This is a genomic window from Aeromicrobium tamlense (genome assembly GCF_013408555.1).
GTDB lineage: Bacteria > Actinomycetota > Actinomycetes > Propionibacteriales > Nocardioidaceae > Aeromicrobium > Aeromicrobium tamlense.
The window spans coordinates 1863311-1889084 of sequence record NZ_JACBZN010000001.1 but is presented as its reverse complement, the minus strand read 5'-3'; the positions used below and the strand labels follow the sequence as shown (position 1 = coordinate 1889084).

The window sequence follows — 25774 nt, the reverse complement described above, 5'->3', positions numbered from 1 at the left end:
GGCTCATCGAGTGCCTGAGGAGAAACGCCAGCTGCCGCTGTGGCAGGAGTCGATCCTCCTCGTCGCCACCGCCCTCGTCCTGGCCCTGATCGTCAAGACCTTCTTCTTCCAGGCCTTCTACATCCCGTCGGACTCGATGGTCCCGACGATGGTGAAGAACGACAAGCTGCTCGTGCAGAAGTGGTCGTACTGGAGCGGCGGACCCGAGCGGGGCGACATCGTCGTCTTCCGCGACCCGGGCAACTGGCTCGGGGGCGACGTCGACGAGTCCGCCAACGTCGTGCAGCGCGGCCTCGAGGTCGTCGGCCTGTTCCCGTCCGGCGGTCACCTCATCAAGCGCGTCATCGGCGTGGGCGGCGACCGGGTGGTCTGCTGCGACGCCGAGGGACGCACCACGGTCAACGGCGAGCCGATCGACGAGCCCTACCTGGCCGACCAGGACGTCAACGCCGACCAGACCTTCGACGTGAAGGTGCCGAAGGGCTACCTGTGGGTGCAGGGCGACAACCGGGGCAACTCGGCCGACTCGCGCGCGCACCTCGGCGAGCCCGGAGGTGGCTTCATCGCTGACGAGGACGTGGTCGGCAAGGCATGGTTGAGGGTGTGGCCGCTGAACCGCTTCGGGACGATCCCCGGGACCGACGCCTTCGACGAGGTCCCGTGAGCCCCGCGCCGTCGCTGCGCCACGAGCGCCGCCTGCTGCGCGAGGGCCGCACGGCGCTGGCCTGCAGCGACGAGGTCGGCCGCGGCGCCCTCTCCGGACCCGTCACGATCGGCATGGTCGTGGTCACCGAGCAGACCCGCACCGCGCCCCAGGGCGTGCGCGACAGCAAGCTGCTCACCCCGGCAGCCCGCGAGGCGCTGGTGCCGAAGATCCGCCGATGGGCGCCCGTTCACGGCGTCGGTCACGCGACCCCCACCGAGATCGACGAGTACGGGATCATCGCCGCGATGCGGCTGGCCGGTCACCGGGCCCTCGCCCAGCTGGCCGTGCGGCCCGACGCGGTCCTGCTCGACGGCAACCACGACTACCTCAGCATCCCGGAGCAGGCTGCGCTGTTCGGCCCGCCCGGCCTCGCCGACGAGGTCCCGCCGGTCACCACGATGATCAAGGCCGACATGCGGTGCGCCGCGGTCGCGGCCGCCAGCATCCTGGCCAAGACCGCGCGCGACGCGATCATGGTGCAGCTGGCCACCGAGCACCCCGAGTACGGCTGGGAGCTCAACAAGGGCTACTCCGCGCCCGAGCACATCGCTGCGCTGGCGCAGCACGGTCCCACGCTGCACCATCGTCGCTCGTGGTCCCTGCCGGGCTGCGGTCCGGTCCCCGACGTGGCGGTGGCGATGACGGAGGCGGTGGTCTGATGAGCGCTGAGGATCTCGAGCGGTACGAGAACGAGATGGAGCTCTCGCTCTACCGCGAGTACCGCGACGTCGTCGGCATCTTCAAGTACGTCGTCGAGACCGATCGCCGGCTGTACCTGTGCAACGCCGTCGACGTGAAGGTCCGCTCCGAGTCCGGCGACGCCTACTTCGAGGTCACGATGGCCGACGCCTGGGTGTGGGACATCTACCGCCCCGCGCGCTTCGCCAAGCACGTGAAGGTGCTGACCTTCAAGGACGTCAACGTCGAGGAGCTGCAGGACTCCGACGTCAAGCTGCCTCCGGCCTGAGCGACCCATGACGACCGATCCCACCGCGCCTCCCGACGGGGCGCGGACCTTCGCCCACGTCCTGACGAACACGCTGGTCGCCAACGTGACGACGAGCTTCCTGTGGTTCGCGCTGACGTTCTGGGTCTACCTCGAGACGCGCTCGGTGCTCGCCACCGGTGTCGTCGGCGGCGCCTACATGCTGATGCTCGCCCTGTTCGCGATGCTCTTCGGCACGCTCGTCGACCGCCACCGCAAGCGCGACGTCCTGGTGGGCTCGAGCCTGGTCACGATGGCGGCCTTCCTCGCGGCGGGCGTGCTCTACGCCTGGGTCGGTCCCGAGGCGATCGTCGACATGACCGGTCCCTGGTTCTGGCTGTTCTCCGGCATCGTGCTCTTCGGCTCGGTCGTGGAGAGCATGCGCAACATCGCGCTCTCCACCCTGGTGACCCTGCTGATCCCCGCCGACCGGCGCGATCGGGCGAACGGCCTGGTCGGCACGGTGCAGGGGATCGCCTTCATCGTCACGAGCGTCTTCAGCGGTCTGGCGATCGGCCAGCTCGGCATGGGCTGGACGCTGGTGATCGCGAACGTCCTCACGGTGGCCACGGTCGTGCACCTGGCCTTCGTGCGGATCGCCGAGGCGCACCCGTCGACCTCCGGCGAGCCGACGCCGAAGGTCGACGTCCGGGGCGCGCTCGCGGCGATCGCGCTGGTCCCGGGCCTGTTCGCGCTGATCGTCCTCACGACGTTCAACAACCTCGTCTCGGGCGTCTTCATGGCGCTCATGGACCCGTACGGTCTGACCCTGTTCTCGGTGGAGGAGTGGGGCCTGGTCTTCGGCTTCGCCTCGACGGGCTTCATCGCGGGCGGGCTCGTGATCGCGCGCTGGGGACTCGGCTCGAACCCGTTGCGCACGATGCTGTGGGTGCTGGTCGCGATGGGCGTGCTCAACGCCACGTTCACGCTGCGCGAGTGGCCCTGGCTGTGCATCGCCGGCATCTGGCTGTTCCTGCTGATCGTGCCGGCGGTCGAGGCGGCCGAGCAGACCGTGATCCAGCGCGTGGTGCCCTTCACGAGTCAGGGCCGGGTGTTCGGCTTCGCGCAGGCCTTCGAGTCGGCTGCGGCTCCCGTCACGGCCTTCCTGGTCGCGCCGCTCGCCGAGTTCTGGATCATCCCGCTGCTGGAGTCCGAGGAGGGCGCCCGCCAGTGGGAGTGGCTCGTCGGCACGGGTGACGCGCGCGGGATCGCGCTGATCTTCTTCTTCGCGGGGCTGACCATGGTGGCGCTCGCGCTCGCCGCGTTCGGCACGCGCTCGTACCGGCTGCTCTCCGAGCGCTACCGGGAGGAGGCGGCGGCCGACGCGGCCGACGCCCGTCCACAGGCCTGACGGACCCCGCCGGGCTCGTCCACAGGCCCCGCGCGGGGCCTTCTCCGGGGCGTGCCGGACCGGGAGGCTCGGCGCATGACCTACGCACGGAACCAGGCGCTCGGCGCCTACGGCGAGCGCGTCGCCGCCGACCACCTGCGCCGCCTGGGCATGGTGATCCTCGCCCGGAACTGGACATGCCAGCACGGCGAGATCGACATCGTGGCGCGCGACGGCGACACGCTCGTGGTGTGCGAGGTCAAGACGCGCACCACGGCCAGTCACGGCACGCCGCTCGAGTCGGTCTCCGACCGCAAGATCACGATGCTGCGGCGGTCCCTCTCGCGCTGGCTCGACGTGCACGAGGTCAGCCCCGACGGCGTCCGCATCGACGTGGTCACGGTGTGGGTGCCGCGCAGCGGCGGACCACGCGTCGAGCGGATCGCTGGGGTGGCGTGATGGCGGCCGTCCACTCGATCGCCCTCGACGGACTCGCCGGCCGTCCAGTCGAGGTGGAGGTCGACATCGCGTCCGGCCTGTCGGCCACGGTCGTCGTGGGCTTGGCCGACGCCACCGTGAGCGAGGCGCGCAACCGCGTGCGCTCCGCCGTGGTGAACTCCGGCACCTCATGGCCCGACACCAGGGTGACGATCAACCTCGCTCCGTCCAGCCTGCCCAAGAGTGGACCGCACTACGACCTCGCGATGGGGCTCGGGGTGTTCGCCGCGAAGGCCGTCGTCCCGCCCGAGACGCTCGCCGGAACGGTCTTCCTCGGCGAGCTCGCACTCGACGGGCGGCTGCGGCCCGTCCGTGGTGTCCTTCCGGCCACGCTCGCGGCCGCCGACGCCGGTTTCGAGAAGGTGGTCGTCCCGGAGTCGAACGTCAACGAGGCACGACTCGTCCCCTCGATCACGGTCGTCGGCGTGCGCTCCCTGCGACAGGTCGTGGCGATGCTGCGCGGCGACGAGGAGCCCGAGGATCCGCCCGTCCCACCCCTGAGCGAGGCCGGCGACGGCTGGAGCGGCGTCGCGCCGACCGGCGAGCTCGACCTCACCGACGTCGTCGGGCAGGACGACGCCTGCCTGGCCACGGTGATCGCCGCCAGCGGTGGTCATCACCTGCTGCTCACCGGGCCGCCCGGGGTCGGCAAGACGATGCTCGCGCAGCGGCTCCCGGCGCTGCTGCCCGACCTCGACCCGAACGACTCCCTCGAGGTCAGCGCGCTCCACTCGCTCGCAGGCGTCCTGCCGTCGGACCTGCCCATGCTGGTGCGACCGCCATTCCTCGAGCCGCACCACACGGCGAGCGCGGCGGCCGTGGTCGGTGGCGGCAGCCGGGTCGTCCGGCCGGGCGCCATGTCGCTGGCCCACCACGGGGTCCTCTTCCTGGACGAGGCGCCCGAGTTCGCCAGCAACGTCCTCGAGGCGCTGCGGCAGCCGCTCGAGAGCGGTCAGGTGGTGGTGTCGCGTGCGGCGCAGACGGCGGTCTTCCCGGCACGATTCCAGCTCGTGCTCGCCACCAACCCGTGCCCGTGCGGCCATGCCGGCTCGGTCATGCAGCGGTGCGAGTGCCCGGCCGCGACGCGACGCCGGTACGCCGACCGCCTGTCCGGGCCGATCCGGGACCGCATCGACATCCACCGCACGCTCGTCGAGCCCACGCGGCGCGACCTCGTCTCGGGCCTGGTGACCCGCCCCACGACCGCCGAGCTCGCCGGCCGGGTCGCCGAGGCCCGCCTCCGGCAGCGGACGCGACTCGCCGGCACGCCATGGCGCGTCAACGCGGCGGTCCCCGGCGTCGAGCTGCGCAAGGCCTGGCCCGCCGCGACCGACGCGACACGCCTGCTCGAGCAGCAGGTGCGGGGGCACAAGGTGACGCCCCGGTCGGCCGATCGGGTCCTGCGGCTCGCCTGGAGCATCGCCGACCTGTGCGAGCACTCTCAGCCGACGATCGAGGACGTCCAGGCGGCGCTCGACCTGCGGCGCGGGAGTGCCATCGGCGGCGAGCTCCTCGGACTGCTGGAGGCGGCATGACGAGGAGCCAGTCCCGCACCCGACTGATGCTGTCGCTCGTGGCGGAACCGGGTGACCCGCGGCTCGTCGCCTGGCGGGAGCGCTGCGACCCGGTCGAGCTGTGGCATGCGGTCGTCCGTGGCGCCCCGGAGATCCCCGATCGCTGGCACGCCGGCGCTGCGGACGCCGCCAGTCGCGTGGACGGGGTGCTGCGGCGCGCCGACGAGGTCGGCGCCCGCTGGGTGGTCCCGGGCTCGCCCGCGTGGCCGGTCGCGCTCGACGACCTCGACCAGGTCGACGGCATCGGGCAGGTCACCGGTGCCCCACTGGGGCTGTGGGTGCGCGGCGGGGGAGACCTGACCTCGATCGCCGCGGCTCCGGTGGCGGTGGTGGGGGCTCGCGGCTCCACCACCTACGGCGCGGAGGTCGCCAGCGACATCGCGGCCGACTGCGCCGACCAGGGGCACGCCGTCGTGAGCGGAGCCGCGTTCGGCATCGACGCCTGCGCCCACCGCGGGGCGCTGCTCGGCGGCGGGCCGACGGTGGCCGTGATGGCGTGCGGCGTGGACGTCGAGTACCCGCGCACGCACGCGGCCCTCCTGCGCCGCATCGCCGAGGAGGGGCTCGTCATCAGCGAGTTCCCACCCGGCGCCGAGCCGCAGCGCCACCGCTTCCTCGTGCGGAACCGGATCATCGCGGCGCTCAGCGTGGGCGTGGTGGTCGTCGAGGCCGCACGACGCAGCGGCTCGCTCAACACCCTGCACTGGGCCGACCTCCTCGGCCGGACGACGATGGTCGTCCCCGGACCGATCACGTCGCAGGCCTCGTGCGGCACCCATCTCGCGGTGCGCGACGGCAAGGCGCTGCTCGTGACGTCGGGGCACGACGTCCTCGCGGACACCTTCGGGATCGTCGACGCCGATCTGCCCGCGATCGGTCCGGGAGCGCGCAGGGTGTGGCTCCGGCTCGGTGCCGAGCCCCAGCCCGTCGAGCAGCTGGCTCGGGCGCTGCGCCTCGGCACCGTCCCGGTCCTGCGGGCCCTGCGCGAGCTCGAGCACCACGACGTGGTGGCACGGGACGAGCGCGGATGGCGACGCGAGACGAGGGTGACGAACCGTGAGGGAGGGGTAGGTTGAACGGCGTGAACGACTCCCACGCGATGGATCCCGCCCGAGCCGACGAGGTCTTCGCCCACTGGGAGGAGAAGTACGGGTCGAGCGAGGGCGTCTGGTCCGGTCACGTCAACGCGGCCCTGGCCCACGTGGCGGCCGACCTGCCCGCGGGCACGGCGCTCGACCTCGGCGCGGGGGAGGGCGGCGACGCCCTCTGGCTCGCCGAGCGGGGCTGGGAGGTCACCGGCATCGACATCTCGCCCACGGCGCTCTCGCGAGCCGAAAGGGCGGCCGAACGGGCCGGCCTGAGCGAGCGGGTCACCTGGGTGGCTGCCGACCTCGAAACCTGGTCCTGCACCCGAGAGTTCGACCTCGTCACGGCCTCGTTCCTGCAGTCGGCCGTGGCGCTCGACCGCGGCCGGATCCTGCGGACCGGGGCCGACCGGGTCGCGGTCGGCGGCCACCTGCTCGTGGTCGCGCACGCCGAGGCGCCGCCGTGGGCTCACGACGGCGACCATGACCACCACGCGCGGATGCACTTCCCGACGCCCGAGGACGACCTGAAGGTGCTCGACCTGCCGCCCGACGAGTGGACCACGGTCGTCGCCGACGTCCGGGAGCGCACGGCGTTCGCCCCCAGCGGCGAGGAGGTCGTGCTGCGCGACGGCGTGCTGCTGCTCCGACGCAGCGCCTGACGCGCTCGACCTCAGGTGTGCAGGGGCGGGTCGTGGGGTCGCCCGTGCCCGAGCTGCTCGAGGGCATGGTCGACGATCTCGGACAGCACCTCGAGCCCTTCGCGCACCGCCCCGGTCGATCCGGCGAGGTTCACCAGGAGGGTGTGCCCGCTGATCCCGGCCGTGCCGCGCGACAGCGCCGCGTGCGGGGTCGTGCGCAGCCCGCGGGCGCGGATCGCCTCGGCGATGCCCGGCGCGGGCCGGTCGACGAGCGCGGCGGTCACCTCGGGCGTGTGGTCGTCGTCGGTGAACCCGGTGCCGCCCGTGGTGAGCACGAGGGCGCAGCCCTGGTCCACGAGGCGGCGCAGGACGTCACCGACCTCGGGACCGTCGGGGACGACGTGCGGACCCGAGACCTCGAAGCCGTGGGCCCGGCCCCACTCGGCGATCCGGGGGCCGGTGAGGTCCTCGCGCCGGCCGTCGGCGGCACGCGTGGACGAGACGACCACGCCGAGCAGGCGGGGCCGGGTGTCACTCATCGCGGGTCCAGTCGTGGGTGCCGCCAGTCTTGGCCTCGACGCGCACCTGGTCGATCACGGCGGTGTGGTCGACGGCCTTCACCATGTCGAACAGCGTCAGCGCCGCCACGCTGACGGCCGTGAGCGCCTCCATCTCGACGCCGGTGGGTGCCGTCGTGGCGACGGTCGCCTCGACCCGCACACCCGACTCGAGGGCGCGGAAGTCGAGCGTGATCGCCGACAGGGGGAGCGGGTGGCACATCGGCACGAGGTGCGGGGTCTGCTTCGCGGCCAGGATGCCGGCGATCCGCGCGGTGGCGAGGGCCTCGCCCTTCGGCAGGTCACCGCTCATGATCCGCTCGACGACGTCGGGCCGGGTGCGCAGCACGCCCGAGGCCGTGGCCTCGCGCCGCGTCGTGGCCTTGCCCGACACGTCGACCATGTGCGCGCTGCCGTCCTCGCGGTAGTGCGACAGCTCGTCCCCGGACCCGCTCGTGCTCATGCGATCCTCCACCACTCCACGGTATCGCCGGCGTCGAGCTCGGTGGTGTGCTCGGGGACCAGCACCAGCACGTCGGCCCGCGCGTAGGAGACCGCGAGGTGCGACCCCGCCTCGCCGACGAGGCTCACGCGACCGTCGTCGCCGAGCCGTCCCCGGCGTACCTGCAGTCGGCCGGGCGGCGACGTCAGCGGCTCGGCGAGGGCGGACGTGCCCGACGGGCGCCAGGCGACCCGGCCCGCCGCCTGGGCCAGCGCCGGGCGCAGGAACAGCTCGAACGACACCAGGACGCTGACCGGGTTCCCCGGCAGGCAGATGATCGGCACGTCGTGGTCGCCACTGCGGACCGTGCCGAGGCCCTGTGGTCCGCCGGGCTGGACGGCGACGTGGCCGAACCACGAGCCGGGCGTGCCCTCCACCACCTGCCGCACGACCTCGCGCGTTCCGGCGCTGACGCCACCGGTCGTGACGATGACGTCGTGCTCCACCGCGAGGCGGTCGAGCAGCTCACGCAGCAGCGCGGGGTCGTCGGGGACGACGTGCGTCGTGACCGGGAGGCCGAGGCTCACGGCGTGGGCGGCCAGGACGGAGGAGTTCGAGTCGGGGACGGCGCCCGTGACGAGCTCGGCCCCGGTGGCGACCACGGCGAGGCGCAGCAGCGGCGCGACCTCGACCTCCGCGACACCTGACACGACGAGCGCCCCGATCGCGGCGGGCGTCAGTGGCGCGCCGGCTTCGAGCACGGTCGCGCCGGCCTCGACGTCCGACCCGGCTCGCCGCAGGAAGGTGCCGGGCTCGACCGCCTCGCCGAACTCGACCAGGCCACCGCCCTCGACCGGACCGAAGTCGCCGGGGCGGGTGCGCTCGACGGGCACGACCGCGTCGGCGCCGGGCGGGAGGGGAGCGCCCGTCATGATCGGCGCCGCGGTGCCGGGATCGAGGCGGGGCGGAACGGCGTCGCCGGCCACGACGTGGGCGACCGTGGGCAGGGTGACCGGGGTGACGCCGGCACGGGCGAGGTCCTCGGCGTGGACGGCGAATCCGTCCATCTGGCTGTTGTCGAAGCCCGGAACGTCGAGCCGTGATCGCACCGGGGTGGCGAGCCGCCCGGCGAGGGCGGCAGAGACCGCGACCGTCTCGGGCGGGTCCGTGGCTCGACGCTGAGCGGCCGCGCGGACGAGGGTCGCCACCTCCCGGACGTGCTCGTCGACGGATCTGCCCATGGTTCCTCCGGTCCGATGACGCATCTGAGCCGCTATCGTGGCAGTCATGTCTCAGGTGCGCGTCTCTGATGCCGCTGACTTCTTGGGAGTCAGCACCGACACCGTACGACGTCTGATCGCCGCGGGCCGTCTGGCCGCGGCGAAGGACGACGCCGGCCGGACCGTCGTGGACGGCCGTGGGCTGGCCGAGTACGTCAGGAGCGAGGGTCGATCGGTCGCCGATCCGACGTCGGTCTCCCGCTCCGCCCGCAACCGCTTCGTCGGCATCGTGACGGAGGTGGTGAGCGACCGGGTGATGTCCCAGGTCGAGCTGCAGTGCGGCCCGCACCGGGTCGTCTCGCTCATCAGCACGGAGTCCGTCCGCGAGCTCGGTCTCGAGCCGGGAGTCGTGGCAGTGGCCGTCGTGAAGGCGACGAACGTCGCCCTCGAGACGCCGGGTGAGGGTCGATGAGGCGGCTCGGGGCCGTGCTGGTCGCGATCGCGGCGACGGGGTCCGCGTGCACGTCGAGCACGGACGCCGTTCAGGAGCGCACGTTCACCGTGTTCGCGGCCGCCTCCCTCAACCAGACCTTCACCGAGATCGCCGACCGGTTCGAGGGCGAGCACGACGGCGTCGAGGTCCGGCTGTCCTTCGGCGGCTCGTCCGACCTCGCCGCGCAGATCCTCGAGGGTGCGCCGTCCGACGTCTTCGCGGCGGCCGACGAGCGCACGATGGCACGGGTCACGGGGGCCTCCGAGGACGCGCTGGCGCCCGAGATCGTCGCGACCAACACGCTCCAGATCGCCGCGAGCCCCGACGGGAGCGTCGCGTCCGCGGACGATCTCACCGATCCAGGCACCAAGGTCGTCGTCTGCGCGCCCCAGGTGCCGTGTGGCGCGGCCACCCGGGTGCTGCTCGCGAAGAACGGCCTGAGGATCTCGGCCGTCAGCGAGGAGCAGTCGGTCACCGACGTGCTGGGCAAGGTCACCAGCGGCGAGGCCGATGCCGGGATCGTCTACCGCACGGACGTGGTCGCCGCGGGCTCCTCCGTGCGTGGCGTCGACGTGCCCGGAGCCGACGAGGTCGTCAACCGCTACCCGGCCGCGGCGCTCGATCCGGGCGACGACCTGGCGGCCGAGTTCGTCGCCTTCGCCTCCGGCCCGGAGGGTCGGCGCATCCTGTCCGAGGCGGGCTTCGGGGCACCGTGACGACCCGCACCGACGTCCCGCGCTGGACCGCGATCCCTGCCGCGATCGCCGTGGCGCTGCTCGGGCTGCCGCTCGTCGGCCTCGTGCTGCGGGTCGAGTGGGCCGACTTCCTGTCCCTCGTGACGACGGAGTCCTCGCGCGCGGCGCTGGCGCTCAGCCTGCGGACCGCGGCCGCCAGCACGGTGCTGTGCGTGCTGCTCGGGGTGCCGCTCGCGCTGCTGCTCGCGCGCAGCTCGGGACGCTGGGCGGCCGCCGTGCGCGCCGTGGTCCTGGTGCCGCTCGTCCTCCCGCCGGTCGTCGGGGGCATCGCCCTGCTGGCGACCTTCGGGCGGCGCGGGTGGCTCGGGGAGCACCTCGAGGCGCTCGGGATCGAGATCGCCTTCAGCACGCTGGCGGTCGTGCTGGCCCAGACGTTCGTGTCGCTGCCCTTCCTCGTGATCACGCTCGAGGGCGCGCTCCGGGCGGCGGATCCCGGATTCGCCGACGTGGCCGCGACGCTCGGTGCCTCGCCCGGACGGGTGCTGCGCCGGGTGACCCTGCCTCTCGTGGCGCCCGGTCTCGTCGCCGGCGTCGTGCTCTCGTTCGCGCGGGCCCTCGGCGAGTTCGGCGCCACGGTCACCTTCGCAGGCAGCCTGCAGGGCGTCACGCGCGCCCTGCCGACCGAGATCTACCTGCAGCGCGAGGTCGATCCCGACGCCGCGACCGCGCTCGCGTTCCTGCTCGTCGCCGTCGCGGTGGTCGTGATCGCCGTCGTCCACCGGCCGGGGCGGTCGCCGTGGTGAGCCTCGGCGTGCGCTTGCGAGATCCGGTGCGCGACGTCGACCTGGAGGTCGCGGTGGCGTCGGGGGAGACCCTCGCCGTCATGGGGCCGAACGGCGCGGGCAAGTCCACCCTGCTCGCCACCATCGCGGGTCTGCTGAGGCCGGCGGAGGCGGAGGTCGTCGTGGGCGACCGCGTGCTCGCGGGGGACGGCACGTGGGTGCGTCCGCACCTGCGCTCCGTGGCGCTGCTCGGTCAGCAGCCACGGCTGTTCCCCCACCTGACGGTCCGGCAGAACGTCGCCTTCGGGCTGCGCGGCGACCCCGAGGACGTCGAGCACTGGCTCGGGCTGGTCGGCGCGCGGGAGCTGGGCGACCGACGCCCTCGCGAGCTGTCCGGGGGCCAGGCCCAGCGCGTCGCCATCGCCCGCGCCCTGGCCGTGCGCCCGGACGTCGTGCTGCTGGACGAGCCCCTCGCGGCCCTCGACGTGGAGGCGGTCCCCGAGATCCGTCGTCTGCTGCGCCAGGTCCTGGAAGGGAGCACGGCCGTGCTGGTGACCCACGATCCGCTGGACGCGCTGGCGCTCGCGGATCGAGCGGTCATCGTGGAGCGCGGCCGTGTGGTGCACGAGGGGCCGGTCCGCGACGTGCTGGCCCATCCGCGCAGCGCGTTCGGCGCGGCCCTGGCCGGGGTGAACCTCGTGGACGGGGTCGCCCTCGCGGCCGACCGGATGAGGACGGCGGACGGCCGCGAGCTCACCGGCACGCCCACGGGTGGCCTTCTCGCCGGCGCGGGCGCCACGGCCACCTTCTCTCCGTCGGCGGTGGCCGTGCACCGCGAGCATCCGAGCGGCAGCCCGCGGAACGTGCTGACCGGCACGGTCCTCGGCGTCGAGGTCCGGGGCACGACGTGCCGCGTCGAGATCTCGGGATGGCTCGCCGATGTCACCACCGCGGCCGTGGCCGAGCTCGAGCTCGAGCCGGGCCGCGAGGTCTGGCTGAGCATCAAGGCCACCGAGGTCCACCTCCACCCCGCCTGACCGCGCCTCCCGACGATCGCGCGACGCCGGTGCGAGAGTGGGGGAGTGAGTGACTTCTCCGAGGCCTGGGCGCGCACGCTGGCCGACTACGAGCGTCACCTCGTGCAGGAGCGCGACCTGTCCGACCACACGGTGCGGGCCTACCTGACCGACCTCGCGAGCCTCGCCGAGCACGCGACGCTGATGCGGGTGGACGACCCGTCAGGCATGACGATCCGGACCCTGCGCAGCTGGCTCGCGAACCTGCAGACGCGTGGCAAGGCGCGCACGACGATGGCCCGACGCTCGACCGCGGCGCGGGTGTTCACCGCGTGGATGGAGCGCACCGGCCGTGCCGCGACGGACGCCGGGGCCCTGCTCGCGGCGCCCAAGGCGCACCGGTCGCTGCCGCCCGCGCTCAGCCAGGCCGACATGCGCGGCGTGGTGGACGCGATCGTCGAGTCGATCGACGACGACAGCCCGGTGGGCCTGCGGGACCTCGCGGTGATCGAGCTGCTGTGGGCGACGGGCATCCGCGTGGGCGAGCTGGTCGGCGCGGACGTCGACGACCTGGACACGTCACGACGCGTCCTGCGCGTCATGGGCAAGGGCTCGAAGGAGCGGATGGTGCCGTACGGCGTTCCCGCGCAGGACGCCGTCGCCGCGTGGCTGGAACGAGGGCGGCCCGCGCTCGCGGTGCCCGGCAGCGGACCCGCCCTCTTCCTCGGGGCTCGCGGCGGCCGAGTCGACGCGCGCGTGGTGCGCCGCATCGTGCACGACCGCGTGGCCGCCGTTCCCGACGCGCCGGACGTCGGTCCGCACGGGCTGCGGCACACGGCCGCCACGCACCTCCTCGAGGGTGGGGCGGACCTGCGCTCCGTGCAGGAGCTGCTCGGGCACGCGTCCCTCGGGACGACGCAGATCTACACGCACGTCAGCGCCGACCGGTTGCGCGCCGCGTTCGCCCAGGCGCACCCGCGAGCCTGACTCACCGGGCGGCGAGCGGATCGACGGGCCGCCCGTCGACGAGTCTCATGAAGTGCAGGTGGCAGCCCGTCGAGTACCCGGTCGAGCCGACGCGCCCCACGACGGTGCCGGCGCCGACGCGCTGGCCCGGGCGCACCGTGACCGACCCGAGGTGGGAGTAGGAGGTCGCGACGCCCCCGGCGTGCTCGACCTGCACCTGCAGGCCGTACCCGCCGCGGAACCCGGCGTGGCCGACCTCGCCCGCCGCCACCGCGGGGACGGGGGTCCCGCACGGCGCCCCGACGTCCACCCCGTCGTGCAGCTTCCGCACGCCCGTGACGGGGTGCACCCGCATCCCGAACGCGGACGTCACGGGACCGTCGATCGGCAGGTCGCCCATGCCGACGTCCGGCGGCTCGGGGACCTCGCCGTCGGGGTCGATGAGACGGTAGGCGCCGGCGGTGGCGAGGAGGTCGGCCGGGTCGAGGTACTCGTCGCCGCGCAGCCGCCCCAGGTTCAGGCACGTGCGACGGCACGACGGGTGGTCGCCGAGGAGCCGCCCGATGGGCTGGCCCGCGGTGACCGCGTCGCCGACGCGCACGGACGGCGCGACGGGCTGGTAGGTGGAGCGCTCCCCGCCGTGCTCGATCGTGATCGTCCAGATCCCGGCGACGCGTCCCGCGAACGCCACCCGACCCACGGCGACGGCCCGGACCGTCTGACCGACGCGTCCGGGGATGTCGACACCGCGGTGCCCGGCCCCGTACTCGGACGACGGTGGGTCGAAGGGCCGCTCGATCGTGTGGTCGCCCAGCGGCCACGTCCACGGGGCGGCCACGGCGGGCGACGCGAGCACGAGGGTGAGCAGGAGCGGGACGAGGAGGAGGGCACGGCGCATGCCCCGAGCCAACCGATCCGGGAGCCTGGGCGGAACCGCCGGCGTGGACCCTGTGGACCGCGCAACCCGGGCCGCACGACCCTGTGGAGATCGCCGCTTCGGCCCACCGTGGCACCGATTTCCTCGGGAGAGGGGCCGTGGACTAGACTTGGTTCGATCCGTCCACCGGACGGAAATTCGCGTGTCCTCTCCCGTGACGTGAGCAACCGAACGGGGCGCGATCCAGGTCCCATCCGTCGATGGGTGGCCCGCGTCGGACACCAGGGCGTCGCCGACCGGCGATGCGACAACTTGGTTTGAAAGGAAGTACGGCCATGGCCGTCGTCACCATGCGTCAGCTGCTCGAGAGCGGCGTTCACTTCGGGCACCAGACCCGTCGCTGGAACCCCAAGATGAAGCGATTCATCATGACCGAGCGCAACGGCATCTACATCATCGACCTCCAGCAGTCGCTGTCGTACATCGACTCCGCGTACGAGTTCGTCAAGAGCACCGTCGCCCGCGGCGGCACGATCCTGTTCGTCGGCACGAAGCGCCAGGCGCAGGAGCCCGTCGAGGAGCAGGCCAAGCGCGTCGGCATGCCCTACGTCAACCAGCGTTGGCTCGGCGGCATGCTCACCAACTACTCCACGATGTCCGCGCGCCTCCAGCGCATGAAGGAGCTCGAGGAGATCGACTTCGACGACGTGGCGGGCTCGAACCGCACGAAGAAGGAACTCCTTCAGATGCGTCGCGAGTACACCAAGCTCAACCGCACCCTCGGCGGCATCCGCGACATGGGCCGCGTGCCCAATGCCGTGTGGATCGTCGACACCAAGAAGGAGCACCTCGCGGTCGACGAGGCCAAGAAGCTCAACATCCCGATCGTCGCGATCCTGGACACCAACTGCGACCCGGACGACGTCGACTACCCGATCCCGGGCAACGACGACGCCATCCGCTCGGTGGGCCTGCTGACCCGCGTCATCGCCGACGCGGTCGCCGACGGCCTCATGTCGCGCGGTGGCGCCAAGACGGGCGAGGAGGCCCCGGGCCAGGAGCTCGGTGCCGAGGAGCCCATGGCCGACTGGGAGAAGGAGCTGCTCGCCTCGAAGGCCGAGCAGCCCGCCGAGGCCGCTGCTGCTGAGGCGCCCGCCGCCGAGGCCCCCGCCGCCGACGCGCCGGCCGCCGAGACCGCCGAGGCGCCCGCCGCCGACGCGGCCGAGGCTCCCGCCGAGTCCTGAGTCACTCCGACCATCTGCCGGCCCGACGCGATCCGTCGGGCCGGCACCACCAGAACCGAGGTTGAACATGGCAATCACTGCTGCCGATGTGAAGAAGCTCCGCGACGCCACGGGCGCGGGCATGATGGACGCCAAGAAGGCCCTCACCGAGGCTGACGGCGACTTCGACAAGGCCGTCGAGGTCCTGCGGATCTCGGGCGCGGCCAAGGCCGCCAAGCGCGGTGCCGAGCGCGAGGCCTCCTCGGGCCTCGTCGCCAACGCCGGCTCGGCCCTGGTCGAGCTCAACTCCGAGACCGACTTCGTCGCGAAGAACGACCAGTTCATCGCGCTGGCCGAGCGCCTGGCCACCGCGGCCGACGCCGCCAAGCCGGCGAACGCCGAGGAGTTCGCGCAGGTCACCCTCGACGACGGCAAGACCGTCGCCGAGACGATCAGCGCCCTCGCCGCCGTCATCGGCGAGAAGCTCGAGCTCGGTCGCGTCAGCGCCCTCTCGGGTCAGGTCGCCACCTACATGCACCGTCGCGCCAGCGACCTGCCGCCGGCCGTCGGCGTGCTCGTCGAGTACGAGGGCGACAACGTCGACGCCGCCCGCGGTGTCGCGATGCAGATCGCGGCCATGCGCCCGCGCTGGCTGACCCGCGAGGACGTCCCCGCCGACCTCGTCGCCAAGGAGCGCGAGATCGCCGAGGCCACGGCCAAGGAGGAGGGCAAGCCCGAGCAGGCCCTGCCCAAGATCGTCGAGGGTCGCGTCAACGGCTTCTTCAAGGAGAACGTCCTCCTGGAGCAGTCCAGCGTCACCGACAACAAGAAGACCGTGAAGGCCGTCGCCGACGAGGCCGGCATCACCGTCAAGGGCTTCAGCCACATCGAGGTCGGCGCCTGAGTCGCACCACGATCGTCGAGGGCCCCGCGGAGCGATCCGCGGGGCCCTCGTGCGTCTGCGGCGCGCGTCACAGCCCTCGCCCGATGCCCATGTCGGCTGCGCTCCGGGGCCGGTCATCGGATAATCTCGTACCCATGGCTCGCCGCGTACTCCTCAAGCTCTCCGGTGAGGTCTTCGGAGGAGGTGCGATCGGCATCGACCCCGACGTCGTCAACGACGCGGCCGCCCAGGTCGCCGCCGCCGTCCGTGACGGCGTGCAGGTCGCGATCGTCGTCGGTGGCGGCAACTTCTTCCGCGGGGCCGAGCTCAGCCAGCGGGGCATGGAGCGTGCCCGCGCCGACTACATCGGCATGCTGGGCACCGTCATGAACGCGCTCGCGCTGCAGGACTTCATCGAGAAGCAGGGCGTCGAGACGCGCGTGCAGTCCGCCATCGCGATGGCCCAGGTGGCCGAGCCCTACATCCCGCGCCGCGCCATCCGCCACATGGAGAAGGGCCGCGTCGTGATCTTCGGCGCCGGCGCCGGCATGCCGTACTTCTCCACGGACACGGTCTCGGCCCAGCGCGCGCTGGAGATCAAGGCCGACGTCGTGCTGATGAGCAAGAACGGCGTCGACGGGGTCTACGACTCCGACCCGCGCCGCAACCCCGAGGCCCAGCGCTTCGACAGCCTGACCTTCAACGAAGCCCTCCAGCGCAACCTCCAGGTCGTCGACGCGGCCGCGTTCGCGCTGTGCATGGAGAACGAACTGCCCATGATGGTGTTCAACATGAACGACGAGGGCGCGGTCGCCCGCGCCCTGCGTGGTGAGATGATCGGAACACTCGTCCACGCCTGAGGCGTGGACACCCCCGACGATGCAACGGAGCATGACGTGATCGACGAGACACTGCGCGATGCCGAGACCCGGATGAAGAAGGCGGTCGAGCACACTCGCGACGAGTTCGAGGCCATCCGGACCGGACGCGCCCACCCGGCGATGTTCGCCCAGATCACCGCCGACTACTACGGCACGCCCACACCGCTGCAGCAGCTGGCGGGCTTCCAGGTGCCCGAGGCGCGCACCGTCATCATCGCCCCCTACGACCTCGGCGCGAAGTCGGCCATCGAGAAGGCCATCCGCGACTCCGACCTCGGCGTCAACCCGTCCGACGACGGCAAGGTGCTGCGCGTGACGCTGCCCGAGCTCACCGAGGAGCGCCGCAAGGAGTACATCAAGCTCGCGCGCTCCAAGGCCGAGGACGGCCGCATCGCCGTGCGCGGCGTGCGTCGCAGCGCCAAGCAGGCGCTCGACAAGGCCGAGAAGGACTCCGAGATCAGCAAGGACGACAACACCGGGGCGGAGAAGCGTCTCGACGGTCTGACGAAGAAGCACGTCGACGAGATCGACGACGCGCTGAAGGCCAAAGAGGCAGAGCTCCTTGACGTCTGAGGGCCCGACTCCCGACTCGGCCGCCGCCAAGAAGACCGGGAGGGCCGGCCGCGACCTGCGCGCGGCCATCACGGTCGGCGTCAGCCTGGTCGCCCTGGTCCTGCTGTCCCTGTTCTGGGTCAAGGATCTGTTCGGCGTCGTCGCCGCTGTCGCGCTCGTCGTGGCGGCGCTCGAGATCGCCCGTGCGCTCGGCACGGCCGGCATCCGGGTGCCGCTGCCGCCGGTGCTCGTGGGCGGCGTCGCCATGCTCGTGGTGGCGTTCTACGACGACATGGACACCGCCGCGGCGGTCATGGCGCTCACCGTCATCGCGACGATGGCCTGGCGGCTGCGCTCGGGCAGCGACGGCTTCGTCCGCGACGCGACGGCGGGCGTCTTCCTGCTGTCCTACCTGTTCCTCATGGGCACGTTCGTCATGCGCATGCTCGCCGCCGACGACGGCCCGTGGCGCGTCGTGGCGTTCATCCTGGTGACGATCGCCTCCGACATCGGCGGCTACGCCGCGGGCGTCCTGTTCGGCAAGCACCCGATGGCGCCGACGATCTCGCCGAAGAAGTCCTGGGAGGGCTTCGCCGGCTCGCTGCTCGCAGGCATCGCGTGCGGCATCCTCGTGGTCGTCTACGCGCTCGAGGGCCCGTGGTGGGCCGGCCTGCTGCTCGGCGTCGCCGGAGTCTGCTTCGCCACTCTCGGCGACCTGTGCGAGTCGCTCATCAAGCGCGACCTCGGCATCAAGGACATGGGCGACCTGCTGCCCGGCCACGGTGGACTGATGGACCGGCTCGACTCGCTCATCGCCGTCGCGCCCGTCGCGTACCTGGTGATGTACCTGCTGGTCTGACCCATGACCGTCCTGCGTGACTACGCCGCCTCGGTGATCCAGCCGGCGCTGGGTCAGACGGCCGCCCTCTACGACGAGGTGGCCAGCCCCGACGGCACGCTGCGCACGTCGTGGAAGCGGCTCGCCGCCGAGGCCGTCGACCTGACCCTGCCCGAGCTCAACCGGGTGGGCGACGAGATCGCGCGGCTGCTCGCCGACGAGGGCGTGGTCTACACGCCCCCGGGCGCCGACCAGCAGGCGTGGCGACTCGACCCCGTGCCGCTCGTCATCGCGCCCGAGGAGTGGTCGGTCCTGGAGAAGGGCCTGGCACAGCGCGCCGAGCTGCTGAACGCGATCTCGCGCGACCTCTACGGCCCGCAGGAGCTGCTCTCGAGCGGCACGCTGCCCGCGAGCATCGTGTTCGGTCACAGCGGCTTCCTGCGCGTGGTGGCGCGGGCCAGCGCCGACCACCGCCGCCAGCTCGTCGTCACGGGCACCGACCTCGGGCGCACGCCGTCGGGGGAGTGGCAGGTCATCGCCGACCGCACGCAGGCGCCGTCCGGGATCGGCTTCGCGATGGAGAACCGCCGTGTCCTGTCGCGCGTGCTGCCCGTCGCCTACCGCGAGGCCGGCCTGCACCGGCTCGCCCCCTTCTTCCAGGCGCTGCGCGTGGCGCTGACGCAGGTGGCGCCCGACGGGCGAGAGCACCCGCGGGTCGTGGTGCTCTCGCCCGGTCCCACGTCCGAGACGGCCTACGACCAGGCGTTCCTCGCCACCACGCTCGGCTTCCCGCTCGTGGAGGGCAGCGACCTCGTCGCGCGCGACGGCGCGATCTGGATGCGCGTCCTCGGCCGGCTGGAGCAGGTCGACGTGATCCTGCGTCGTGTGGACGCCGAGTGGAGCGACCCGCTCGAGCTGCGCGGCGAGTCGCAGCTGGGTGTCACGGGCCTCACGGAGGCGGTTCGGCGCGGAACCGTGACGGTCGTCAACGGGCTCGGCTCCGGTGTGCTGGAGAACGCGGCCCTGCTGCCGTTCATGTCCGCGATGTGCGAGCGCCTGCTGGACGAGCCGCTGCGGCTCTCCAACGTGCCCACGGTCTGGGCCGGCACCCCCGAGGGACGCGACCAGGTGCTCGACCGGCTCGACGAGCTCGTGGTCCGCCGGATCGATCCGCCCTTCGTGCCCGAGGCGCTGACGCGCGAGCAGCTCGTCACCGCGCTCCTCGCCGAGCCGTACCGCTACGTGGGCCAGGAGCGCGCGGCCGTGTCGGTCTCGCCCACGCTCGACCGCGGCCGCCTGCAGCCGCACGCGCTCACCCTGCGCGCGTTCACGCTGCGGCACGGCTCCAGCTACCGCCCGATGATCGGCGGTCTCGCCACGGCGGCACCCGTGGGCACCGAGTCCGACGAGGTCGGCGTCAGCAAGGACGTCTGGGTGCTCAAGGAGTCGCCGGACGAGCCCGACCAGGGACTGCTCGACTCGCTGCAGGTCGCCCACGTGCGGGCTCCCGTCACGCCGGTGCCGCGCGTCCTCGACGACCTGTTCTGGCTGGGCCGCTACGCCGAGCGCGTCGAGGACCTGCTGCGGCTCGCGATCGTCACGCACGAGCTCGCCGAGGACTTCCAGGGGCGCGCGCACTCCAGTGGCGGCCGCACCCTGTCCGTCGTCGCGCAGGTCCTGCGCTCGCTCAGCCCGTCGCCGTTCGACGCGCAGGACTTCGAGGGCGACCTGCGGTCGCTGCTGCTCGACACCCGGCGCCCCGGCTCCGTGGCCCAGACCGTGGCACGCCTCAAGGAGATCGCCCAGAGCATCCGCGACCAGGTCTCGCCCGACCTCTTCCGCGTGTTCGGCGCGATGGACCGCGCCCGCGGCGCGCTGGCGGCCAACCCGCACGGCTGGCAGATCGGCGAGAGCGCGGGCCGCATGCTCACCGACGTGCTCGCCCTGCACGGCGTCACGGGCAACATGGTGCGCGACGTGGGCTGGCACCTCATGGAGATCGGGCGCGGCATCGAGCGCAGCCTCCAGCTGTGCCACCTCGTCGGCCCCACCCTGTCGGTGCGGCGCGGGATCGACGTCGATCGCGACGTGCACCTGGCGGTGCTGCAGGCGGCCGAGAGCGCGATCACGCACCGACGGCGTCACCGCGGGGTGGTCCGTGGCGCCTCGGTGCTCGACCTGCTGCTCCTCGACGAGACGAATCCCCGGTCGCTCGCCTTCAACCTGCGCGCCATCGACGCCTCGCTCGCGACCCTGCCGGGCTCCAGCGGCGCGAGCCGTCCTGAGCGGCTCGTGGACGACCTGCTCGAGGAGCTCGAGCGTCTCGACGTCGCGGCGCTCATGTCGATCGAGCGTGAGAGCCGGCCGAACTTCGTGCGGTTCGCGCAGGCCACCGGGCAGCAGCTGATGCGTCTGTCCGACGCGGTAGCCGAGGTGCACTTCGCGGCCGCGCCCACGCCGCGGGCGTTGGCGCTGTCGGCGGGAGGTGGCGCATGAGGTACCGGGTCTGGCACCGCACCACCTACACGTACGACGAGGACGTCTCGAACAGCTACGGCATCGCCCACGTCGTCCCGCGCTCCACGTCGTGGCAGCGGGTGGACGACGTCGACGTGCGGATCGAGCCGACCCCGGGCGACGCATCGCGAGACACCGACTTCTACGGCAACGCGGTGACGTACTTCCAGGTCACCGAGCCGCACCGCACGCTCGTCGTCGACGCCACGAGCGAGGTCGAGGTGCAGGTGCCCACGTACGACGCCGACGCCCTCGCGACGCCGTGGGAGCTGGCGCGTCCGGGGGAGCGGCCCGACGTGCCCGACGCGTGGCGCGCGGTGGACTTCGCGCTCCCGTCGACCCTCGTCGACCAGACCGAGCAGGCCCGCGCGTACGCGGCCGAGTCGCTCACGGCCGGACGCCCGGTGGGCGAGGCCGTCACCGAGCTGATGCACCGCATCCATGCCGACTTCCGCTACGACAAGACCGCCACCACCGTCACCAGCAGGATCGACGACGTCTTCGAGCAGCGCGCCGGCGTCTGCCAGGACTTCGCCCACCTCACGCTCTCGTGCCTGCGCTCGCACGGGCTCGCCGTCGCCTACGTGAGCGGCTACCTGGCCACCACGCCGCCGCCGGGGCGCGAGCGGGTCGTCGGGGCCGACGCCTCGCACGCCTGGGCCGCCGTCTGGCTGCCCGACGGCAGCTGGCTCGCGCTGGATCCCACCAACGACCACTGGGCCGACGACCGCTACGTCACGGTGGCCCGGGGTCGCGACTACAAGGACGTGCCGCCGGTGAAGGGCATCATCTACACCGACGCGCGCTCGTCCTCGCTCGACGTCCAGGTGGACGTGGCACCGCTCGCGTGACCCACGCCCTGTGGGCTCGAAGTGGCGCGCCCGCGGCTGTCGGGGTTGGGTGGTTCCGTGCGTGCGTTCGAGTGTCGTCGGTGCGGCAACCCCCTGTACTTCGAGAACACCGCGTGCGTCTCGTGCGGTGCCGAGCTCGGGTTCTCCCGCGAGGAGCGGGCGATCGTCCCCGTCGACGAGCAGGGCCGCTACGTCGATGCCGAAGGACTCGTGTGGTGGCGCTGCGCCAACCGCGAGCTGGCCGCGTGCACGTGGCTGACACGCTTCGAGGGCACGCTGTGCTTCAACTGTGTGCTCACGCGGACCCGCCCGAACGACCATGACCCCGAGGGCATGCGGGCGTTCCCCGGGGCCGAGTCGGCCAAGCGCCGGCTCATCGTCGAGCTCGACGCGCTGGAGCTTCCGATCGTCACGCGCGCGGAGGATCCCGAGAACGGGCTCGCCTTCGACCTGCTGTCCAGCGCGAACGAGCCGGTGACCACGGGACATCAGAACGGCATCGTCACGATCGACCTCGCCGAGGGCGACAGCGTGCACCGCGAGCGGCTGCGCCGTGACCTCGACGAGCCCTACCGCACGCTGCTGGGGCACTTCCGGCACGAGACCGGCCACTACTACGAGTCCCAGCTGGTTCAGGGCGACCTCATCGAGGCCGCGCGCGATCTCTTCGGCGACGAGCGCGCGGACTACCAGGAGGCCCTCGACCGGCACTACGCCGACGGCCCGCCGGCCGGCTGGACCGATCGCTACATCAGCGCCTACGCCACGATGCACCCGTTCGAGGACTTCGCCGAGACGTTCGCGCACGTGCTGCACATCGCCGACACGATCGACACGGCGCAGTCGTTCGGGCTGACGTCGGTGGACGTGGGCGCGTTCCGCTCGTTCCGCGACCTCGTCACGGGCGTCTGGATCCCGCTCTCGGTGGCCCTCAACCAGATCAACCGCTCGATGGGCAAGGACCCGCTCTACCCGTTCGTCATCGCCGGACCCGTGCTGGACAAGCTCGAGTTCGTCGCCGCGCTGTCGCCGCGCTTCCGCGCGCTCTGAGCCGTCCTCGCGCGGATTCGTTCCCGGTGGGCGCCGTCTGGGACACTGGGGACATGGCGAACGAGGTGAACGTTGCGGACGTGAATCCCAAGCCGTTGCCTCTCGTGATGGCACCGGCGCGTGGACGGGGCAAGCCCCCGCGGCACCTCGCCGACCTCTCGGGCGACGAGCGCAAGGCCGCCGCCGAGGAGCTCGGCCTCAAGCCGTTCCGGGTCAAGCAGGTGGCGCACCACTACTTCGCCCGCCACGAGCGCGATCCCGAGCACATGACCGACCTCCCGGCGAAGGAGCGCGACGCGATCGTCGGCGCCCTGCTGCCGCAGCTGCTGTCGCAGGTCCGCGTGCTCGAGGCCGACAAGGGCACCACTCGCAAGACGCTGTGGCGCCTGTTCGACAACGCGCTCGTCGAGTCGGTGCTGATGCGCTACCCCGACCGCGCCACTATCTGCGTCTCCAGCCAGGCCGGCTGTGGCATGGCGTGCCCGTTCTGCGCCACCGGCCAGGGCGGCCTGCAGCGCAACATGAGCACCGCGGAGATCATCGACCAGGTCGTCGACGCCGCGCACCAGATGGAGTCCGGCGCGATCCCCGGCGGCCCGGGCCGCCTCTCGAACGTCGTGTTCATGGGCATGGGCGAGCCGATGGCCAACTACAAGGCCGTCATCGGTGCCGTCCGTCGCATGGTGGCGCCCGCGCCCGACGGCCTCGGCATGAGCGCCCGCAACATCACGGTCTCCACCGTCGGCCTCGTCCCGCGCATGCGCCAGCTCGCGGAGGAGGGCATCCCGGTCACCCTCGCGCTCAGCCTGCACGCGCCCGACGACGAGCTGCGCAACGAGCTGGTGCCGATCAACAACCGCTCCAGCGTCGCCGAGACGGTCGAGGCCGCGTGGAACTACGCGAAGACCACGAAGCGCCGCGTCTCGATCGAGTACGCGATGATGCGCGACATCAACGACCAGGCATGGCGCGCCGACCTGCTGGGCGATGTGCTCAACTCGTACGGCGACTGGGGCTGGGTGCACGTCAACCTCATCCCGTTGAACCCGACGCCCGGCTCGATGTGGACCGCCTCGCGCCGCGAGGACGAGCGCGAGTTCGTCCGCCGCCTCGAGGCCAAGGGCATCCCCACCACGGTCCGCGACACCCGCGGCTCCGACATCGACGGCGCCTGCGGCCAGCTCGCCGCCGCCGAGTAACCGCCTTCCTGGCCCACTTCTGGAACGGTTTGCACGCTTTCCCGCGCTCGAACGGTGCATTCCGTTCCAAAAGTCGCGGGAGTCTCGATTCGAGCGCCTCAGAGGCGGCCGGCGTCGTGCATCGTGATGGCGACCTGGACGCGGTTCGAGGCGTCGAGCTTGGCGAAGATGCGCGAGATGTGCGCCTTCACGGTGGCGAGGCTCATGAAGAGCTCGGCCGCGATCTCGGCGTTCGAGCGGCCCTGACCGACGGCGTGGGCGACGTCGAGCTCGCGCTCGGTGAGGGTGGCGACGAGGCGCTCCGCGGCGGTGCGCCGCTGGTCGGCACCGTCCGCCGTGACCTGGCGGATCAGGTTGGCGGTGACGGCCGGCGACAGGATCGGCTCGCCCGCCATGACCGCCTCGATGGCCTGGACGATGCGCGGCGGCGGGGTGTCCTTCAGCAAGAACCCGGCGGCACCGGCCGCGAGGGCGCGCACGATGTGGTCGTCGGCGTCGAAGGTGGTCAGGACCACGACCTTCGGGGGAGAGGGCTCGGTGGTGATCACGCGGGTGGCCTCGATGCCGTCCATCACGGGCATCCGCAGGTCCATCAGCACGAGGTCGACGGGACGCTCGCGCACGGTGGCCACGGCCTCGCGCCCGTCGGACGCCTCGGCCACGACCTCGATGCCGGGGGCGCCGCCCAGGATGAGGCCCAGACCCGCGCGCACGAGCGGGTCGTCGTCGGTGAGCAGCACTCGAGTCACGCGATCCACGGCAACCACACTCTCAGGACGTGATGGCCGGCCACGACGGCGTGGTGCAGGCGGCCGCCGGCGAGCTCGGCTCGCTCGGCCAGACCCACGAGCCCGAGGCCCGAGGCGGGCAGGTCGGGAGCACGCCCTCCGGCCGGCAGCGGGTTCGACACCTCGATGACCAGGCCGTCGTCCGGACCGCCGGTGATCGCGAGGGCGACCCGCGCGTGCGGGGCGTGCTTGGACGCGTTGGTCAGGCCCTCCTGGACCGCACGGAAGGCGGTGCGACCGATGGACTCCGGCACGGTCGAGAGGTCGACCGACAGGTTGGAGTCGAGGTTCATCCCCGAGGCGCGGAAGTGCTCGACGAGGCCGTCGATGCCAGCGGCCGTGGGCTGTGGCGGCTCGGGGGCGCCGTCGCCCACGTCGTCGCGCAGGACGCCGAGCACCTCGCGCAGCTCCACGAGGGCCAGGCGCGAGCTCTGCTCGATGATGCCGGCGGTTTGGCGGATCTCCTCGGCGCCGAGGTCCTCACGGAAGGTGAGCGCCCCGGCGTGCATCGTGACCATCGAGATCCGGTGGGCCAGCACGTCGTGCATCTCCCGCGCGATGCGAGCCCGCTCGGCCGTGCGCGCCTGCGACACCCGGGCGGCCTGCTCGGCCTCGGCGCGCTCGGCGCGCTCCTGCAGCGTGGCCATCAGCTCGCGGCGCGAACCCACGTAGAGGCCCCAGCCGATCGTGAACCCGATGATCGTGATGACGAAGCCGACGTTGAGCAGCCACAGGCCCCGGTCGGTGGTGGGGTCGACGACCACGAAGACGAACGCCGAGACGAGGGTGGCGATGCTCACCGGGACGATCTCGCGCCACTGGCGCCGGGTGGACAGCGAGAACAGCGCCAGCGTGGCCGGACCGCCCGCCGTGGCCGCGAAGGCGCTGGCGACGTTCGTGACGAGGGCCACCGTGACCGGAAAGCGCCGGCGCCAGAACACCAGGACGAAGCACGCGAGTCCGACGAGGACGTCGAGCCACCACCACCAGCGCGCGTTCTCCCACTGCCAGGGGAACAGCGCCGACCACGCCACCGCGGAGATCGCGACAGCGACCAGGGTGCGCCACACGTGCCCCCAGAGGGACAGGGGAGGGGGCGGGGGCGTCACCGCCTCAGGATAGGCG

28 protein-coding genes are annotated in these 25774 nt (G+C 72.5%); 22 read left to right on the top strand and 6 right to left on the bottom strand.

Annotated elements, in window-relative coordinates:
- The first annotated feature begins 10 nt into the window (after positions 1–10).
- From lepB to BJ975_RS09315, 8 genes are all read left to right on the top strand, one after another.
- A complete protein-coding gene (lepB, locus tag BJ975_RS09350; RefSeq protein WP_179425197.1) occupies positions 11–664 on the top strand; it encodes a signal peptidase I in 654 nt (217 codons plus the stop codon).
- Positions 661–1365: a ribonuclease HII gene (locus tag BJ975_RS09345; protein WP_317628315.1), complete on the top strand. Its 705-nt coding sequence runs from the start codon at positions 661–663 to the stop codon at positions 1363–1365. Before lepB ends, BJ975_RS09345 begins: the two co-directional genes overlap by 4 nt.
- On the top strand, positions 1365–1673 hold the full coding sequence (locus tag BJ975_RS09340; RefSeq protein WP_179425193.1) for a DUF2469 domain-containing protein: 309 nt from the start codon (positions 1365–1367) through the stop codon (positions 1671–1673). Before BJ975_RS09345 ends, BJ975_RS09340 begins: the two co-directional genes overlap by 1 nt.
- Positions 1674–1680: 7 nt before the next feature.
- Positions 1681–3042 (top strand): MFS transporter, encoded by a 1362-nt coding sequence (locus BJ975_RS09335; RefSeq protein WP_179425191.1) that lies wholly within the window; start codon positions 1681–1683, stop codon positions 3040–3042.
- A gap of 75 nt (positions 3043–3117) precedes the next feature.
- On the top strand, positions 3118–3480 hold the full coding sequence (locus tag BJ975_RS09330) for a YraN family protein (RefSeq protein WP_179425189.1): 363 nt from the start codon (positions 3118–3120) through the stop codon (positions 3478–3480).
- Positions 3480–5054 (top strand): YifB family Mg chelatase-like AAA ATPase, encoded by a 1575-nt coding sequence (locus BJ975_RS09325; protein WP_179425187.1) that lies wholly within the window; start codon positions 3480–3482, stop codon positions 5052–5054. Before BJ975_RS09330 ends, BJ975_RS09325 begins: the two co-directional genes overlap by 1 nt.
- Positions 5051–6169 carry a DNA-processing protein DprA gene (gene dprA / locus BJ975_RS09320; protein WP_179425185.1) on the top strand — a complete coding sequence of 373 codons (1119 nt, stop codon included), beginning with the start codon at positions 5051–5053 and terminating at the stop codon, positions 6167–6169. The genes BJ975_RS09325 and dprA overlap by 4 nt, the downstream gene beginning before the upstream one ends.
- 5 nt (positions 6170–6174) lie before the next feature.
- On the top strand, positions 6175–6840 hold the full coding sequence (locus BJ975_RS09315; protein ID WP_218845815.1) for an SAM-dependent methyltransferase: 666 nt from the start codon (positions 6175–6177) through the stop codon (positions 6838–6840).
- Positions 6841–6851: 11 nt separating this feature from the next.
- On the opposite strand, the gene BJ975_RS09310 is transcribed toward BJ975_RS09315, so the two are convergent.
- The 3 genes from BJ975_RS09310 to BJ975_RS09300 are packed head-to-tail and all read right to left on the bottom strand — an operon-like array spanning position 6852 to position 9059.
- Positions 6852–7358 (bottom strand): MogA/MoaB family molybdenum cofactor biosynthesis protein, encoded by a 507-nt coding sequence (locus tag BJ975_RS09310; protein WP_179425177.1) that lies wholly within the window; start codon positions 7356–7358, stop codon positions 6852–6854.
- A complete protein-coding gene (moaC, locus tag BJ975_RS09305; RefSeq protein ID WP_179425175.1) occupies positions 7351–7839 on the bottom strand; it encodes a cyclic pyranopterin monophosphate synthase MoaC in 489 nt (162 codons plus the stop codon). The genes BJ975_RS09310 and moaC overlap by 8 nt, the downstream gene beginning before the upstream one ends.
- A complete protein-coding gene (locus tag BJ975_RS09300) occupies positions 7836–9059 on the bottom strand; it encodes a molybdopterin molybdotransferase MoeA (RefSeq protein WP_218845814.1) in 1224 nt (407 codons plus the stop codon). The genes moaC and BJ975_RS09300 overlap by 4 nt, the downstream gene beginning before the upstream one ends.
- A gap of 46 nt (positions 9060–9105) precedes the next feature.
- On the opposite strand from BJ975_RS09300, the gene BJ975_RS09295 reads away from it, so the two are divergent.
- From BJ975_RS09295 to BJ975_RS09275, 5 genes are read left to right on the top strand one after another with little or no spacing between them, the layout of a single operon-like run.
- A complete protein-coding gene (locus BJ975_RS09295) occupies positions 9106–9510 on the top strand; it encodes a TOBE domain-containing protein (protein ID WP_179425171.1) in 405 nt (134 codons plus the stop codon).
- Positions 9507–10247: a molybdate ABC transporter substrate-binding protein gene (gene modA / locus BJ975_RS09290; RefSeq protein ID WP_179425169.1), complete on the top strand. Its 741-nt coding sequence runs from the start codon at positions 9507–9509 to the stop codon at positions 10245–10247. Before BJ975_RS09295 ends, modA begins: the two co-directional genes overlap by 4 nt.
- A complete protein-coding gene (locus BJ975_RS09285) occupies positions 10244–11029 on the top strand; it encodes an ABC transporter permease (RefSeq protein ID WP_179425166.1) in 786 nt (261 codons plus the stop codon). The genes modA and BJ975_RS09285 overlap by 4 nt, the downstream gene beginning before the upstream one ends.
- Before the next feature lie 8 nt (positions 11030–11037).
- Complete coding sequence (locus tag BJ975_RS09280; RefSeq protein ID WP_325064607.1) at positions 11038–12045, top strand: sulfate/molybdate ABC transporter ATP-binding protein; 1008 nt, start codon at positions 11038–11040, stop codon at positions 12043–12045.
- A 45-nt stretch (positions 12046–12090) separates the two neighbouring features.
- A complete protein-coding gene (locus tag BJ975_RS09275; RefSeq protein WP_179425155.1) occupies positions 12091–13011 on the top strand; it encodes a tyrosine recombinase XerC in 921 nt (306 codons plus the stop codon).
- Between the two features lies 1 nt (position 13012).
- On the opposite strand, the gene BJ975_RS16560 is transcribed toward BJ975_RS09275, so the two are convergent.
- Positions 13013–13888, bottom strand: a complete 876-nt coding sequence (locus BJ975_RS16560) for a peptidoglycan DD-metalloendopeptidase family protein (protein WP_218845812.1) — start codon at positions 13886–13888, stop codon at positions 13013–13015.
- Positions 13889–14202: 314 nt separating this feature from the next.
- Between BJ975_RS16560 and rpsB the strand changes: the two genes are divergently transcribed.
- From rpsB to rlmN, 9 genes are all read left to right on the top strand, one after another.
- Positions 14203–15111, top strand: coding sequence for a 30S ribosomal protein S2 (gene rpsB, locus BJ975_RS09260; protein ID WP_179425153.1), 909 nt, complete (start codon positions 14203–14205; stop codon positions 15109–15111).
- Positions 15112–15178: 67 nt separating this feature from the next.
- The gene (tsf, locus tag BJ975_RS09255) at positions 15179–15994 is read left to right on the top strand and encodes a translation elongation factor Ts (protein ID WP_179425151.1); all 816 of its coding nucleotides are present in this window, start codon (positions 15179–15181) and stop codon (positions 15992–15994) included.
- A gap of 134 nt (positions 15995–16128) precedes the next feature.
- A complete protein-coding gene (pyrH, locus tag BJ975_RS09250) occupies positions 16129–16833 on the top strand; it encodes a UMP kinase (RefSeq protein ID WP_223303265.1) in 705 nt (234 codons plus the stop codon).
- Positions 16834–16905: 72 nt separating this feature from the next.
- Complete coding sequence (gene frr, locus BJ975_RS09245; protein WP_218846639.1) at positions 16906–17427, top strand: ribosome recycling factor; 522 nt, start codon at positions 16906–16908, stop codon at positions 17425–17427.
- A complete protein-coding gene (locus BJ975_RS09240) occupies positions 17417–18265 on the top strand; it encodes a phosphatidate cytidylyltransferase (protein WP_179425147.1) in 849 nt (282 codons plus the stop codon). Before frr ends, BJ975_RS09240 begins: the two co-directional genes overlap by 11 nt.
- A 3-nt stretch (positions 18266–18268) precedes the next feature.
- Positions 18269–20740: a circularly permuted type 2 ATP-grasp protein gene (locus tag BJ975_RS09235; protein WP_179425145.1), complete on the top strand. Its 2472-nt coding sequence runs from the start codon at positions 18269–18271 to the stop codon at positions 20738–20740.
- Entirely contained in the window at positions 20737–21612 is an 876-nt protein-coding gene (locus BJ975_RS09230) for a transglutaminase family protein (protein ID WP_179425143.1), read from the top strand. The genes BJ975_RS09235 and BJ975_RS09230 overlap by 4 nt, the downstream gene beginning before the upstream one ends.
- A gap of 57 nt (positions 21613–21669) precedes the next feature.
- Positions 21670–22662 (top strand): zinc-binding metallopeptidase family protein, encoded by a 993-nt coding sequence (locus BJ975_RS09225; RefSeq protein ID WP_179425141.1) that lies wholly within the window; start codon positions 21670–21672, stop codon positions 22660–22662.
- Between the two features lie 53 nt (positions 22663–22715).
- Positions 22716–23861 (top strand): 23S rRNA (adenine(2503)-C(2))-methyltransferase RlmN, encoded by a 1146-nt coding sequence (rlmN, locus tag BJ975_RS09220; RefSeq protein WP_179425139.1) that lies wholly within the window; start codon positions 22716–22718, stop codon positions 23859–23861.
- Between the two features lie 98 nt (positions 23862–23959).
- On the opposite strand, the gene BJ975_RS09215 is transcribed toward rlmN, so the two are convergent.
- Both BJ975_RS09215 and BJ975_RS09210 read right to left on the bottom strand, forming a co-directional pair.
- Positions 23960–24610 (bottom strand): response regulator transcription factor, encoded by a 651-nt coding sequence (locus BJ975_RS09215; RefSeq protein WP_317628313.1) that lies wholly within the window; start codon positions 24608–24610, stop codon positions 23960–23962.
- Positions 24607–25758 carry a histidine kinase gene (locus BJ975_RS09210; RefSeq protein WP_179425137.1) on the bottom strand — a complete coding sequence of 384 codons (1152 nt, stop codon included), beginning with the start codon at positions 25756–25758 and terminating at the stop codon, positions 24607–24609. Before BJ975_RS09210 ends, BJ975_RS09215 begins: the two co-directional genes overlap by 4 nt.
- Positions 25759–25774: the final 16 nt, after the last annotated feature.

Excerpts from the sequence above, each read along its gene's own strand:
- tsf (WP_179425151.1), top strand. The coding sequence starts at position 15,179 with ATGGCAATCACTGCTGCCGATGTGAAGAAGCTCCGCGACGCCACGGGC.
- rlmN (WP_179425139.1), top strand. The coding sequence starts at position 22,716 with ATGGCGAACGAGGTGAACGTTGCGGACGTGAATCCCAAGCCGTTGCCT.
- rpsB (WP_179425153.1), top strand. The coding sequence starts at position 14,203 with ATGGCCGTCGTCACCATGCGTCAGCTGCTCGAGAGCGGCGTTCACTTC.
- BJ975_RS09300 (WP_218845814.1), bottom strand. The coding sequence starts at position 9,059 with ATGGGCAGATCCGTCGACGAGCACGTCCGGGAGGTGGCGACCCTCGTC.
- BJ975_RS09330 (WP_179425189.1), top strand. The coding sequence starts at position 3,118 with ATGACCTACGCACGGAACCAGGCGCTCGGCGCCTACGGCGAGCGCGTC.
- BJ975_RS09335 (WP_179425191.1), top strand. The coding sequence starts at position 1,681 with ATGACGACCGATCCCACCGCGCCTCCCGACGGGGCGCGGACCTTCGCC.
- BJ975_RS09230 (WP_179425143.1), top strand. The coding sequence starts at position 20,737 with ATGAGGTACCGGGTCTGGCACCGCACCACCTACACGTACGACGAGGAC.
- BJ975_RS09295 (WP_179425171.1), top strand. The coding sequence starts at position 9,106 with ATGTCTCAGGTGCGCGTCTCTGATGCCGCTGACTTCTTGGGAGTCAGC.
- pyrH (WP_223303265.1), top strand. The coding sequence starts at position 16,129 with ATGGCTCGCCGCGTACTCCTCAAGCTCTCCGGTGAGGTCTTCGGAGGA.
- dprA (WP_179425185.1), top strand. The coding sequence starts at position 5,051 with ATGACGAGGAGCCAGTCCCGCACCCGACTGATGCTGTCGCTCGTGGCG.
- BJ975_RS16560 (WP_218845812.1), bottom strand. The coding sequence starts at position 13,888 with ATGCGCCGTGCCCTCCTCCTCGTCCCGCTCCTGCTCACCCTCGTGCTC.
- modA (WP_179425169.1), top strand. The coding sequence starts at position 9,507 with ATGAGGCGGCTCGGGGCCGTGCTGGTCGCGATCGCGGCGACGGGGTCC.
- BJ975_RS09340 (WP_179425193.1), top strand. The coding sequence starts at position 1,365 with ATGAGCGCTGAGGATCTCGAGCGGTACGAGAACGAGATGGAGCTCTCG.
- frr (WP_218846639.1), top strand. The coding sequence starts at position 16,906 with ATGAAGAAGGCGGTCGAGCACACTCGCGACGAGTTCGAGGCCATCCGG.
- moaC (WP_179425175.1), bottom strand. The coding sequence starts at position 7,839 with ATGAGCACGAGCGGGTCCGGGGACGAGCTGTCGCACTACCGCGAGGAC.
- BJ975_RS09325 (WP_179425187.1), top strand. The coding sequence starts at position 3,480 with ATGGCGGCCGTCCACTCGATCGCCCTCGACGGACTCGCCGGCCGTCCA.
- BJ975_RS09310 (WP_179425177.1), bottom strand. The coding sequence starts at position 7,358 with ATGAGTGACACCCGGCCCCGCCTGCTCGGCGTGGTCGTCTCGTCCACG.
- BJ975_RS09235 (WP_179425145.1), top strand. The coding sequence starts at position 18,269 with ATGACCGTCCTGCGTGACTACGCCGCCTCGGTGATCCAGCCGGCGCTG.